Origin of the sequence: Streptomyces agglomeratus (genome assembly GCF_001746415.1) — a bacterium.
In the GTDB taxonomy this organism is placed as follows: Bacteria; Actinomycetota; Actinomycetes; order Streptomycetales; family Streptomycetaceae; genus Streptomyces; species Streptomyces agglomeratus.
The window spans coordinates 7,958,684-7,971,059 of sequence record NZ_MEHJ01000001.1; the positions used below are offsets into that span (position 1 = coordinate 7,958,684).

Consider the following 12,376-nt stretch of genomic DNA (forward strand, 5'->3'; position numbering starts at 1 on the left):
CATGGCAACCACCAGCACGATTCCGGGCCCGGCGGGGCTACCGCTGCTCGGCTCGATGTTCGACCTCAAGAACGACTCCCTCGGCACCTTCCTGAACTCCCAGCGCGCACACGGGGACGTCGTCCGGATCACCGCCGGACCGCCCGGCATGCGCGGCGTCGTCTACGGCGTCTTCTCCGCCGAAGGGGCCCAGCAGATCCTGGCTACCGAGTCCGCCAACTTCCGCAAGGACAACCACTTCTACCAAGAAGTCCGCGAGTCCTTCGGCAACGGCCTGCTGACCAGCCAGGACGAGGACTACCTGCGCCAGCGCAGGCTCGCCCAGCCGCTCTTCACCCGCCGCCGCGTCGACAGCTACGCTGAGGCCATCGCCGCCGAGGTGGAAGGCGTCACCTCGCAATGGCGCACCGCGACGGACTCCACCGTCGACGTCCTCGACGAGATGACGCGACTCGCCCTGCGCGCCGTCGCCCGCATCCTCTTCGGCACGGATGTCGAGGCGGCCGTCGAGATCGTCGAGCGCGCCTTCCCGGTCATGGGCGACTACGTCCTGCGCCGCGGGTTCTCGCCCGTCAACATCCCCCGCGACTGGCCCACCCCCGGCAACCGCCGCGCCGCAGCCGCGCACGAGGAGCTGTACGCCGTCTGCGACCGGATCATCGCCGAGCGACGGGCGGCCGGGCAGGACGCCGGGGACGGCGGCGGACAGGACCTGCTGTCCCTCCTCGTCGAGGCCGAGAGCGCCGAGGACGGCAGCTTCGACGCCTCCGAACTGCGCGAACAGGTCCTCGTCTTCCTGCTCGCCGGACACGAGACGACCGCCACCTCCCTCGGCTTCGCCCTCCACCTGCTCGCCCTCCACCCGGAGCAGCGCAAGCGGGCCCACGAGGAGGTCGACCGCGTCCTGGCCGGCCGTACCCCCGGCGCCGCCGACCTCGAGGCCCTGCCCTACGTGACCCAGGTGCTCAAGGAGGCCATGCGGCTCTTCCCGGCCGCACCGGTCATCGGCCGCCGGGCGGTAGCCGCCACCGAGATCGGCGGCCACACCATCCCCGCCGGCGCCGACGTGATCGTCGCCCCCTGGGTCACCCACCGGCACCCCGCGTACTGGGAGGACGCGGAGCGGTTCGACCCCGAGCGCTTCACCCCCGAAGCCGAGGCGGGCCGCCCCCGCTACGCCTGGTTCCCCTTCGGCGGCGGCCCGCGCGCCTGCATCGGGCAGCACTTCTCGATGCTGGAGTCCGTGATCGCGCTGGCGATGATCCTCCAGAAGTACGACCTGGAGGCGATCGACACGGAGGTGCCGGTCAGCTCCGCGATCACCCTCCGGGCGACCGGCCCGGCACGCTGCGGCGTCCGGCCCCGTACCGCCTAGGCCGTCTTTCTCGGATCTTGCATGATGATCGGCATGAACACGGAAACCTGCGACCCGGCCGAGTTGGCCGCCCTCCGCGAGATCTTCGCGCCCCGTTCCGAGGCGGCGCCGCCGGCCGGCTGGGGGGCGGTGCGGTCCTTCGAGGCGGAGCACGGCATCGTGCTGCCGGAGCCGTACCGCACGTTCGTGGCGGAGGTCTGCGACGGCCTGCGGGCCGGGCCGCCCTACTACGGTCTGCTGCCCTTCGCGCAAACGCCCTCGGATTGGGGCTCCGACCGCCCCGAGCGCCTGCTTGTCGAGCCGTTTCCCCTCACGGCGACGTGGATGTGGGAGAACGGCGAGGAGGACGAGGAGGCACTGCCGGAGCAGGAGCGTGAGGCCCGGATGGACGCCGCGTTCGACCACGGCTCCCTGTTGCTAGTAGGGCTTGGTCAGGTTGGGGTCGGTGTGGGTATGCCGCGGTGACATGTTGGGCAGGCGCCGGCCCAGGTGGCGAGGAGGGTCTGTAGCTCGCGGACGACGTGGGGCCTTGTCCCAAGGCCGGGTAGTTAACGTTTTTGCAGGTCACGCAAGCCAGTTGAAGGTTTTCCGACGCAGAACAACGGAGCTCGTTGATACAGGCAGTCGTCCAAGACAGCTTGTACCTGAGGAGCTCCGTTGCCGTTTCATCATGTCCTGCCGGCCCCGGTGATGGCTATCACCCGTACGGTCACCGTGGCCGCGGGCCGGTTCGCGCCCGGGCATCTGGGGGAGCTGACGGCCGTCGTGCCGTTCGAGCTCATCGACGCGGTCCTGGCGGAGACCCGCTCGGTGCAGAGACGACTACGTGATCTTCCCTCGCGGGTCGGGATCTACTTCCTGCTCGCGATGTGTCTGTTCCCTGAAGTCGGCTACCGGCTGGTCTGGGACAAGCTGACGGCCGGGCTGGCCGAAGTGCCGGTGGCCTCCCCGATCGTCGGTGACCTCGGCCGCGCGACCAGAGCGCGAAGGACACGGGCGCGATCGCGGATGAACGCGATGGACAGCCGCAGGACGATCAGGTCGTAGCCGTCCTCGGCGAGGTCGGCCAGGTCGCCGTGCTCGACATCCAGGCTCAGCCAGCGCACCCCCTCCACCTCGGCGTGCTCCGCGCGAGCCCGCTCGAGCGCGCCTTCGGCGAAGTCCGCTCCGTCGACGGTGTAGCCGAGCGAGGTGAGGTAGACGGACAACTCGCCCGTGCCACAGCCGATGTCGAGCGCACGGCCGCCCTCGGGGGCCGGGGCGTGCTCGACGAGTAGGCCCTTCTCCTGGTCACCGAGCCGCCGGAAGCCTCGCCCCTCGTTGTAGTGCTCGGACCAGTCAGTCCACGTGCATCCCACAGGTCGCTCCTCGTTCGTGAAAGGCGGTGTCAGGGCAGTTCGACGGGGCCGTAGAGGGCGGCCGACTGCTGGGTCTGCAGCGCCCAGTACCGGTCACCGAACGACCAGTGCCACCACTTCCCTGATGATTAGATGTGTTCAAGCATCAAGGAGGGGGCGGTATGAGTGAGTGGCATGTGGTGTGGGTGCCCGACCCGGGCCGGTGGGGGACGCTTCCTGAGGCGGGAGGGTTGGGGGTCGAAGACCTTCCGGCGGCGGTCGAGCGGATCGGTTTGATGCCGGGTGATCCTGTCTTCATCGCTCCAGATTTCACCATCGACTCCGACCTGTTGGAGTTCGTTCTCTCGAAGCACTTCCGCTTCCTTGCGCGGGAGACGAAGCGAAACTACGCCACGGACATTCGGATCCTCCTGACGTTCCTGTCGTCGCGCGGGATCGACTGGCGCCGGGCCTCCGAGCAGGACCTGCTGAACTACAGGACCTGGCGCTGTGATGCTCCGCAGAATCCCGAGCGAATCAGCGGGTCGAAATGGAACCGTGAGGCCGCCGCCTTCACCCGCCTGTTCAAGTGGGCGAGAGTGAGCCCGCGGCCAGTGGACGCGTCCCGGCGGGAGGACCGTGCGGCTGACTCGGTCAGTGCCCGGGTGTCGTGGCTGACACCGCGTACGTGGAGCTTGTGGTCGGACGTCGGCCTGCGCGGTCACGGCCGCGACGGGGTACCGACTTGGGGATGGGATGCGCGGACCGAGGCCCGCAACACCTCGTTCGTCCAGTTCACCTTGAGCTCGGGGCTCCGACGGCAGGAAGGCGGGTCGCTGTTGACGTTCGAGCTGCCCGCTCAGCGGTTGCAGCACGGGCGCTTCCAGCACGGCCAGCTCGCCGGGGCGGTGACCCGATCGAAGAACGGTCGTACCTTCTACACCTCGCTGGACGCCCTGGGGCAGGTCGAGACCTACGTGCAGTCGGAGCGCGCTTGGGCGGTGAAGCGCGCGCAGCAGATGGGCCGTTACGAGCGGGTCGCGCAGATGCGTCTGGTCACAAAGGTGACTCGCGGCCGGGCGCCACGGGTCTTCTGGGTCGATCGGGATGGTGTCGAGGGCCATCAGTACTTGACTCATCTGGGCTGGCGGGAGAGGCAGTTGCTGTTCATCGAGGGACCGGAGGGGCCGGAGCCTGCCTGGCTGTGGCTGACCGAGCAGGGCTTGCCGATGCTTCCCGACCGTTGGAACACGGTGTTCACCACGGCGAACCTGCGCTGTGAAGAGGCTCTGTTGACCCCCGCGGAGCGGGAAGTGGGCCGGAACCTGCGAGCCGCAGAAGTCCGGGGCCGGACCCCGTATGCGACCCCGCATTCCACCCGACACTCCTTCGCGCTCTACATGCTCATCGTGCTGAACCAGCTGATGGAGGCCCGCTTCGGATTGACCGCAGCGGATCGCCGGGACTTCGCGATGCTGTTCGGTGATCCTTGGTGGCTGGTCAAGACCCTCCTCGGGCACGCGGACGTCGAGACGACCAAGCGTCATTACCTGGCTCCGGTTGCACATCTACAGCTCGAATCGATCCTGGCGACGGCCGAGGCCGACGGGCCCGACCGCGAGGTCGAGAACATCGACGGCGTGTTCGCTCGGCTCGCGAAGGAGTCAGCCGGGATCCAGGACATCGACGTCATCGTCGACCGGCTGCCGGTGGCCGGCCGTTGAGCCGCCGTGGACGCCGGGCGGTCCTGCCGCCGACCAACTTCGCGACGGAACCAGCGCTCGCCGCAAACGGACTGGTGGTCACCATCGTCAACAAGGCGGGCCACGGGAAGGACTTCGTCTTCTCCGACCTGCCAATCCCTGAGCCGATGAAGTGCTCCCTGGCAGTGGTGTTCGCTGCCCAGCAGATGAAGTGGACCAGCCACTACAGCGCCACAGCCGCCTGGAACAGGCTGAAGGTGTTCGCCGATTTCATCTCCGGTCTCGACACTCCTCCCGAGGATCTGACCGGACTGGACGCGGCGGCGCTCAAGCGCTGGCGGCTGCAGAACATCAGCACCAACACCGGCCGCACCACGCTACGGGTGGTCCATCGGATACTCCGCAGCGACCCACGGTTGAGCGAAGGGCCGGTCGCAGAGGAACTGGCTCGTCGCGTTCCCGCACCGAAGCCCGTCAGGAAGTCCTACGACGAGGCGGAACGCGAGCACGTACTGCTGGCAGCAGGCCGTCAGTTCCGGACCGCATGGCTCAGGATCCGGGAGAACACCGTCCTGCTGGAGCAGTGGAGGGCGGGATTCCTGGCCGACGGCAGCCTTGACTGGCGACTCGGGGAAGCACTGGACCATGTCGCTCGCGTCGGAGACGTCCCGCGCACGCAGTTGCCGAGCGGCAGGCAGGCCGTCACCAACCGCGGATTGCTGGGCGGCCGCGACAGCGAGCACACGTGGGGCCGGCTGTTCTTGACCCCGTCGGAGCTGACGGCCCTGGCCGTGCTGCTGACCGACCGCTTCGGCTGGAACCTCTCCGTCTATGACCGTATGCCGGCCCCGACCAGGGCTCCGTCGGTCGCGGAGACCAAGAACGTGACCTACCAAGTGCAGGTCGAGAAACGCCGGGCGGGGAATGGCCGCTGGTTTTCCACGGAGAACTTCACCGACTCCGGGGCCGACTCGCCAGGGCGATTGATCACGCAGGCACTGCAGGCCACGCTCCATGGACGACTCCTTGCTGCGCAACTGGCTCCGGGAACGGATCTGTTGATGACGGCCCGCGCGGTTCGCCAGAAGGGCGGACGCAAGGACATGGACCGTCCTCCGGTAGTCGGCCCGCTCGTTTTCGGTGTCTCGGGTGTCGACGGGAAATCCTGGGCCAGTGAACACGAGCTGAGCGGCTCGCCCTTCCGTCAGATCCGACGCACGACGGTGACGAGGGAGGGCAAGCCTCTCCAGCACACGCAGGGAACTCATGAGAGCGTCTACGTGTTGCCCGACCAGAAAGTCCGGCAAGACTCGCAGCAGATCTTCGAGGACGGCGCGCTCGAAGCTCTCGACCAGGCAAAGAAGATCTTCTTCGGCGGTCACCTCGCTCTGGGGCCGGACCCGGCCCACGGGCAGACCGCGACCGCGGATTGTGCGGACGAGACCACCACCCCGTGGCCTGCCCCGGGCGGTGGCTGCGGAGCCGACTTCCTGCTCTGCCTCGCCTGCCCGAACGCACACGTCCACCCAGGCCACCACCCCCGCCTCGCCCTCCTCCACGAACAGATCCAGAGCTTGCGGTCGGCGATGCCTGAACACAGATGGCACCAGCGCTGGTACGAGCACTGGCAGCGGCTCGACGACCTGGCGGACAAGGCCGGTCGCCCGTCCTGGGCTACCGCCTTGGGCCGGGTCAGCGACACCGACCGCGCCTTGGTCGACCTCCTGCTGAAAGGACAGCTGGCTCCATGACCCTTGCTCTTGCCTCCGGTGACGATCCCTATCTGCTGCCGGTCCCGACCCCGGACAGTCTCGTCGTCCTTCCTCAATGGATCAGTGCCGGCAATACCAACCCCAACGGCCGCTACCAGGAGTCGATCTGGCCGCTGGGCCCGCTCATCGACAGGCCCGGCGCCAGCCTGGCCAAGATCCACTGGAGGCATTGCCCGGATCGCCTGGAGTGGCAGATCAGGCAGGTGACCTGGATCTTGCTGAACGGCCAGTTGCGGCCCACTTACCTCCAGACTCGCGGAATCCGCGCCCGGCCAAGAGGCTCCGCCACCGAGATGCGCGAGACCTGCTATGAATGGATGAGGCTCGCCCGCTGGCTGCACACCGCCGGCATCAAGAATCTTCGAGACTGTACCGACGATCACTGGGCCGCCTACGCCGCAGACCGCTTCAGCGCCAAAATCTCGCGGCACCACGCCAGCGAGACCCTGAGCCGGTTGGCCGATCTTTGGGCGTTCGACCAGCTCTGCACTCGCCCCGTCGGCGTCACCCAACCGCCCTGGGAACGACACGGCATCGACGACTATCTACCCTCGTCCGCATCGCGGGACGCCGGTGAGAACACGACCGAGCCGCTGGACCCCAAGGTCCTGGGGCCGCTGCTGATGTGGGCCATCCGCATGGTCGACGGCTTCGCCGACGACGTCCTGTCCGCCTGGGCGGAGCGGCTCCATCTGCAGCAGCTGGCCACCTCCAACCCGAGTACGCTCGAAGGACTGGCCGCGCTGGACGCCTACCTCCTGCCCCGACTCGCTGCGGGCGAGGGGCTTCCGGCCACCGGGCGTCAAGGCAGAACTGTCCTCAACACCTCTTTCATCGCGGCCACCGTCGGCTGCAGCATCAACCAGGTCAACGGATTTCGGCAACGCCATCGCCTCAGCACGCCGCAGCCCGGCCCGTGTCCGCTGCAGGTTCCGGTGACAGGGCAGATCAACGGCAGGCCCTGGCGCGAGCACCTCGACTTCAACGAGGCCCCGACCCTGATGCGGCACCTGTCCACCGCCGCGATGATCGTCTGCCTCTACCTGACCGGCATGCGGCCGCAGGAAGTACAAGGTCTGCGGTCCGGCTGCTGCCCCGACCCCGAAGACGGCGGCCGCCATCTCATCCGCAGTCACCACTACAAGAACGTCACCGACGCCGACGGCCAGCACGTCTCGGCCGGTGAGGAACGGGATGTCCCCTGGGTCGCCATCACCCCGGTCGTCCGTGCGATCCGAGTCCTTGAACGCATGGTCCCCGAGGGCGAGCTGCTCTTCAGTTCCGCCCATCACGACTTTGTCCGTGGCCGCCAGTTCAGCGGCGCCTTGAAGAACGCCGGTATGAACCAGCGGATCGAGAGCTTCGTCGCGTGGATCAACCGGGAAGCAGAATCCCAAGGGCTACCAGACCAGGGCGTTCCCGAAGATCCTCACGGCGCCATCGGGCTCGGGCGGTTCCGTCGGACCCTGGCATGGCACATCGCCCGCAGACCTGGCGGACTCGTCGCGCTCGCGATCCAGTACGGCCACATGCGCACCGTCCTCGACGCCCGTACCTCCAGCGGCTACGGCAGCCGAAGCCGCCGCGGCATCCACAGCGTCCTCGACGTCGAGACCGCCCTGGCTGCCGCTGACACCGCCGCGCGGCTGCGGGACCGCCTCGCCACCGGCGAGAAGATCTCCGGACCCGCCGCCCGACGGGCCCTCACCGCCGCCGTCCAGGCGCCACGATTCGAGGGCCGTACCGTCACCCAGAAGTTCGCCAGACAGGCCGCCGACTACCTGGCCCGCGACGGCCTGGTCCTCTTCGACAACCCCGACGCTTCCCTGATCTGCGTCTTCAAGCGCGACAACGCGCTTTGCGAACCAGGCCCCGACGCAACCGCCCCGAACCAGTTCGACTGCCGCCCCGGCTGCGGGAACGCCGTCCGCCTCGACAGTCACGCGAACGAACTGCTGGAAGAGACCAACCGCCTCAACCAACTCGCGGCGCACGCCCCTCAGCCGCTGGCCAGGCGCCTCCGCGCCGCCGCCGAACAGCATCGCGATACCGCCGACACTCACCACGCCACCGCTCACCCCGCCGAGGCTCTGACATGACCGAGCAATCCACTGACGAGCGCGCACGTATTCGCGCTGCCATCGACCGGCTCCTCGCCGGCCGGCCTACAGCCTCCGACGGCGCACTGACCGTCGTCGCTCTCGCGGCCGAGGCCGGTGTTCACCGCATGGCCCTCCAAAAGCGCCATGCGGACCTGAAGCACGAGTTCTACGAACGCGTCCGCATTGAGACGAAGCAACCCCCGGAATCGGAAAAGCGGCTCCGTAAGACGGTGTCCGACCTGAAGGAAACCGTTGCCGCACAGAAGGCCGAAATCACGGCGCTCCGGCACCAAGTCACTCAGCTCGCACTCGCCAACGCCGTCCTCACTCGCCAGGGCCACAATCTGAGCGAGAGCTCGGCGGAGGCACCAGCCAATGTCGTACCCCTCCATCCGAAGGGAGAATGACCAGACGGGCACCGCCGACCGCAGGTCCGGGCCACTTCTCTACCGGTAGCACCTGGGCATCGAAATCCAGGAGCCATTCGCTGGCGTTCCAGGCAGGATGCCTCTGTGAACCATGTTCTGTGCGGGCTTGCCGCCAACGTAAGCCTGCCGTCCGAGCTGGTCGACCGGCTGATCGCGGTCGCGGATGCCGAGATCGCTGCAGACCTCGCTCATCGGGCCGACCTCAGCCACGCGCAGGCGGTGGTGCTGGCCTCTCGTGTCGAGGAAAGTGCTGTGTCGCTTGCGTACGCAGGTCTGCTGACCGCCGCAGACGTTGATCCCGCGACGCAACCGGACGTCGCGCTCGCCCTGCTTGCCGAGTGTGCCGGACGCCCGGAGTGGGCGCGCCGCCTCGCAAAAGATCCAGTCGTCGAGCGCCGGGAGAAGCTGGCCGCCTGCTCCGGCCTTCCGCTCGATGTGGTGGAGATGCTGGCCACCGACTCGGACGTACAGGTCGTCGCGGAGCTCGCGTTGTGGACGACACCGGAGACGGCCACCAGACTTGCGGCGCATCCCCATGCCGAGGTCCGTCGCGCGGTGGCGGCCAACGAGGCGACGCCACCCGCCGTACTGGCGGCGCTACTCACCGGCGAGGGGTTGCCACCCGCACAGCGGTGCCTGGTCTGCGACCGTGAAGAGACGCCGTTCGTGCACGATCCACAATGCTCGCGACTCGACTGCGATCTGCCGTCCGGCACCTCCTGCGACGGCTCCCACGAGTCCACCAGGCACGAGACACAGCAGATGGCGATTCGGAATCCGGCCACACCTGCCGAAGCCGTCGTCGGCTTCGCCGGCCACCCTTCGCTGCTGTTGCGCTGGGCACTCGCCGGCCGCCCCAATCTGCCATTGGAGGTCTGCGCTCGGCTCGCCGTAGATTCGAATCCCGGTGTTCGAGCCGATCTCGCTGAGAATCCGGCGATCGACGACGTCCTGATCCGCGCACTGGCCACCGACCGTGACCATGAAGTGCGGCGCAGGCTCGCCCACAACCCGCTCGTACCGCTCGATGTGCTGACCCAGTTGGCCAGCGTTACCAGGATCGGCGCCACTCTGCTGCCGCGGATCGCCTCGGCATCCCCCGACGAGGTCGAGAAGCTGGCCGAATCACCGAACCCGGCCGCGCGGATGCTCATAGCCCAGCGCCGCGATCTGCCACTCGCTGTACGCGACGCGCTGGCCGCCGACTCCGACGCAAAAGTGGTCAAGTCCATCGCTCCACACCCGGGCCTCTCGGAAGGCCAACTGCGCACCATGCTCGACCGGCACGGAGTCCGGGTCCTCGCTAAGGTGGCCACCAATCCAGACGCGACTCCGGCACTTCTGGAGGACCTTGCCCGGCGCGAACCATCGGTACAGAAGGCGTTCCGCGAGATCGCCCGGCATCGCAATGCGTCGGCACCGGCGCTGCTCGCCTGCCTGGCAGACGCACAGGCGAGGCCTATAGCAGCCAGCCATGCGGCACTTCCGCCGCCGATCATCGAAAAGCTACTCACCGACGCCGACTGGCGGGTGGTGGAGGCGGCAGCCGCCAATCCTTCGCTGCCGCTCGCTGTCATGTTGGATCTGATACCCCGGCTGTAAGCCCTGGCCGCCGATTGAACTCTCTGCCCCGCCAGTCACATCCTGGGGGCCCTTCGAAGGACCTCCTATTCTTGAACACAAGAACTTGACTGGGAACACCACTCCGTGCCGTAGTTGATCAACCCGGCGGTGGACAGCACGCCGCCCAGGGTGGCCCGGTTAGTGCGGGCCCGGCCGCTCAGGTTGGGGGCGTCGGTGTAGCAGGCGCCGTCGGACTCCTCCGGGGAGGCGTTGACGCGCGTGCCCATGTCCAGCTCGCGGCCCTGGTGGTCGACGAGCGTCACGTCGACGGCTGCGCCGGCGGAGTGCGGCGCGATCTCCGGAGGCGATACGAAGCGGCTGGCGGCCTCCCGAAGCTCGGCGGCCTGCCAGTCCGGATGGGCGCGCGCGAGCTCGTCGGAGTACTCATCGAAGTACCGGCGCTGCAGGGACGGGGGCCGGTAGCCCTCGATGAACAGCAACTGCACACCGCCGGGGAGCAGCGCTTGCGCCTGCTGGAGCCGCGTGAGCACGCCGCGGCGGACGTGGGCCCAGGCGCCCGCAGCGTCCTGCTTGCGGTCGTCGACCATCAGGCCGTGCACGCGGGCATCGAGGAGGACCTCGCCGCGCTCCTGGACAGGGATCGCGGCGACCCGCCGGTCGGACATCAAGACGATGCTGCTGGCGCTCATGCGTTCCCCCAGGTGTCGACGTATGCGGCCACGCCCGTGCGGCGGGCCTCCTCCACGGCGCGCAGCCGCACGAAATCGCGGGCCGGCATCAAGGCCTCCCACTCGGCCAGGGGCAGGACACGGGCCTCGTCGTGCTCGCGCGGATTGAGGGTGATGCCCCGGATCTGTTCAGCGGTCAGGCGCCCGCCGTCGAAGATCAGCTGCAGCGTGCTGTACGGCCGCTGCTCCGGGGGCAGCCCGAACACGGTGGCCAGCAGCCGGGCCGGCCCGGCGGCGATCATGCCGGTCTCTTCTCGGCACTCGCGCACCACCGCGTCCCAGGGCCGCTCGCCCAGATCCATCGCGCCGCCGATCATGTGCCAGGGGTGGCCGGGGGAGTAGACGGAGTGCAGCTGGAGCGGCCGGTCGTCCTCGTCGGTGACGTAGAGGCACACGTACGCGGCCGCCCGGGGCAGTGCGTCGGCGTACTGCTGCGGCGGCACCCACGTCGAGTCCGGCTGCGCACCGGGCACGCCACCGGCACGTTGACGGTGGCGGGTCATCCGCATCAGTGCCGGGCTGCCGCTGAAGCCGAACTCCCGGTACAGGGGCGCGGCCTCCGTGCTGGTGTGCAGTTCGAACAGGGTGACGTCTTCGACGTCGGCGAGGTGGTCGAGGAGTGCGGATACGACGGCCCGGGCGTAACCGCGTCGCCGGTGGTCCGGGTGCGTGGCGACGAGCTGCACGCGGGCTGCCCGGCCCCGGGGGTAGGCCGGAGCCGCGAGTACGGGGTGGATCAGGCCGAGGGCGCAGGCGGCCATCGTGCCGTCCGCGGCGTCGACGACGAAGGCCCGGGCATCTCCCTGCGGCGTGAGCCGTGGCGCCAGCTCGTCCGTGCACTGCCGGACCCAGTCCTCGGTGAACGGTGCGGACAGGACATGTTCGGAGCGCATCCGGGTGAAGGCTTCGGCGTCAGCGGGGGTTGCCGCGCGGACCGGAGGCCGTCCGGCGGCGTCGCGCGGCTCGGCCGCGGCAGTGGGGGCCGTGTCGGCGTTCACGGGGCATCTCCTGTCGGTGAGAGGGCGGCACGGTGCTCGGCGCGCAGGCGGGCCAGGGTCCGCCGCCCGCGTTCGACCAGCTCGGGGTCACCGTGGGCGGCGCCGTAGGCAATCCCGCTCACGGAATCCAGAGCTGCGTCGATGACGAGGCGGGCCTGTTCGGCGGCGGTCAAGGGCCTGCCGTACCCGGCCAGAAACGCCTCGAACAGGTCCGGGCGGCCGGCCCAGGTGTCGGACAGGCGGACCAGATCCCGTACGGCCGGTCCCGGCTCGCTCCGCTTTGTTGTCGCACTCACCGTGTCCCCCGCAGGTCGTGTCGCTTTACGGGAGAGCTGGCTCTCGAGCCCGT

The 12,376-nt window shown here is 68.7% G+C and carries 10 protein-coding genes and 3 pseudogenes; 8 read left to right on the forward strand and 5 right to left on the reverse strand.

Translation table 11 applies throughout. The features are described from left to right. Position 1 precedes the first annotated feature (1 nt). The 3 genes and pseudogenes from AS594_RS34990 to AS594_RS41715 form a co-directional block, all read left to right on the forward strand. Positions 2 to 1,375 carry a cytochrome P450 gene (locus tag AS594_RS34990; RefSeq protein ID WP_069936045.1) on the forward strand — a complete coding sequence of 458 codons (1,374 nt, stop codon included), beginning with the start codon at positions 2 to 4 and terminating at the stop codon, positions 1,373 to 1,375. Positions 1,376 to 1,396: 21 nt separating this feature from the next. After that, positions 1,397 to 1,795: pseudogene (locus tag AS594_RS34995) on the forward strand (SMI1/KNR4 family protein); the annotation flags it as partial. 270 nt (positions 1,796 to 2,065) lie between these two features. Beyond that, a pseudogene (locus AS594_RS41715) lies at positions 2,066 to 2,302 on the forward strand (transposase domain-containing protein); the annotation flags it as partial. Here AS594_RS41715 and AS594_RS35000 read toward each other — a convergent pair. Both AS594_RS35000 and AS594_RS46660 read right to left on the reverse strand, forming a co-directional pair. Continuing rightward, a complete protein-coding gene (locus AS594_RS35000; RefSeq protein ID WP_069774559.1) occupies positions 2,266 to 2,733 on the reverse strand; it encodes a class I SAM-dependent methyltransferase in 468 nt (155 codons plus the stop codon). The pseudogene AS594_RS41715 and the gene AS594_RS35000 overlap by 37 nt on opposite strands. Before the next feature lie 29 nt (positions 2,734 to 2,762). Beyond that, a pseudogene (locus tag AS594_RS46660) lies at positions 2,763 to 2,852 on the reverse strand (M15 family metallopeptidase); the annotation flags it as partial. Positions 2,853 to 2,894: 42 nt separating this feature from the next. Here AS594_RS46660 and AS594_RS35005 point away from each other — a divergent pair. The 5 genes from AS594_RS35005 to AS594_RS35025 all read left to right on the forward strand — a co-directional run bounded on the left by AS594_RS35005 (position 2,895) and on the right by AS594_RS35025 (position 10,319). Next, complete coding sequence (locus tag AS594_RS35005; RefSeq protein ID WP_069774531.1) at positions 2,895 to 4,436, forward strand: site-specific integrase; 1,542 nt, start codon at positions 2,895 to 2,897, stop codon at positions 4,434 to 4,436. Next, positions 4,433 to 6,166: a hypothetical protein gene (locus AS594_RS35010; protein ID WP_069774530.1), complete on the forward strand. Its 1,734-nt coding sequence runs from the start codon at positions 4,433 to 4,435 to the stop codon at positions 6,164 to 6,166. Before AS594_RS35005 ends, AS594_RS35010 begins: the two co-directional genes overlap by 4 nt. Then, positions 6,163 to 8,286, forward strand: a complete 2,124-nt coding sequence (locus AS594_RS35015; RefSeq protein WP_069774529.1) for an integrase — start codon at positions 6,163 to 6,165, stop codon at positions 8,284 to 8,286. Before AS594_RS35010 ends, AS594_RS35015 begins: the two co-directional genes overlap by 4 nt. Then, entirely contained in the window at positions 8,283 to 8,696 is a 414-nt protein-coding gene (locus tag AS594_RS35020) for a hypothetical protein (protein ID WP_069930134.1), read from the forward strand. The genes AS594_RS35015 and AS594_RS35020 overlap by 4 nt, the downstream gene beginning before the upstream one ends. Before the next feature lie 105 nt (positions 8,697 to 8,801). Beyond that, entirely contained in the window at positions 8,802 to 10,319 is a 1,518-nt protein-coding gene (locus AS594_RS35025) for a hypothetical protein (protein WP_069774527.1), read from the forward strand. A 65-nt stretch (positions 10,320 to 10,384) separates the two neighbouring features. Here the strand turns inward: AS594_RS35025 and AS594_RS35030 are convergent, their stop codons facing one another. Genes AS594_RS35030 through AS594_RS35040 form a run of 3 tightly spaced genes read right to left on the reverse strand, consistent with a single transcriptional unit; the run spans position 10,385 to position 12,323 of the window. Next, the gene (locus tag AS594_RS35030; RefSeq protein WP_069774526.1) at positions 10,385 to 10,990 is read right to left on the reverse strand and encodes a M15 family metallopeptidase; all 606 of its coding nucleotides are present in this window, start codon (positions 10,988 to 10,990) and stop codon (positions 10,385 to 10,387) included. Beyond that, the gene (locus tag AS594_RS35035; protein ID WP_069935742.1) at positions 10,987 to 12,027 is read right to left on the reverse strand and encodes a GNAT family N-acetyltransferase; all 1,041 of its coding nucleotides are present in this window, start codon (positions 12,025 to 12,027) and stop codon (positions 10,987 to 10,989) included. Before AS594_RS35035 ends, AS594_RS35030 begins: the two co-directional genes overlap by 4 nt. After that, positions 12,024 to 12,323 carry a hypothetical protein gene (locus AS594_RS35040; RefSeq protein WP_069774555.1) on the reverse strand — a complete coding sequence of 100 codons (300 nt, stop codon included), beginning with the start codon at positions 12,321 to 12,323 and terminating at the stop codon, positions 12,024 to 12,026. The genes AS594_RS35035 and AS594_RS35040 overlap by 4 nt, the downstream gene beginning before the upstream one ends. Between the last annotated feature and the right edge of the window lie 53 nt (positions 12,324 to 12,376).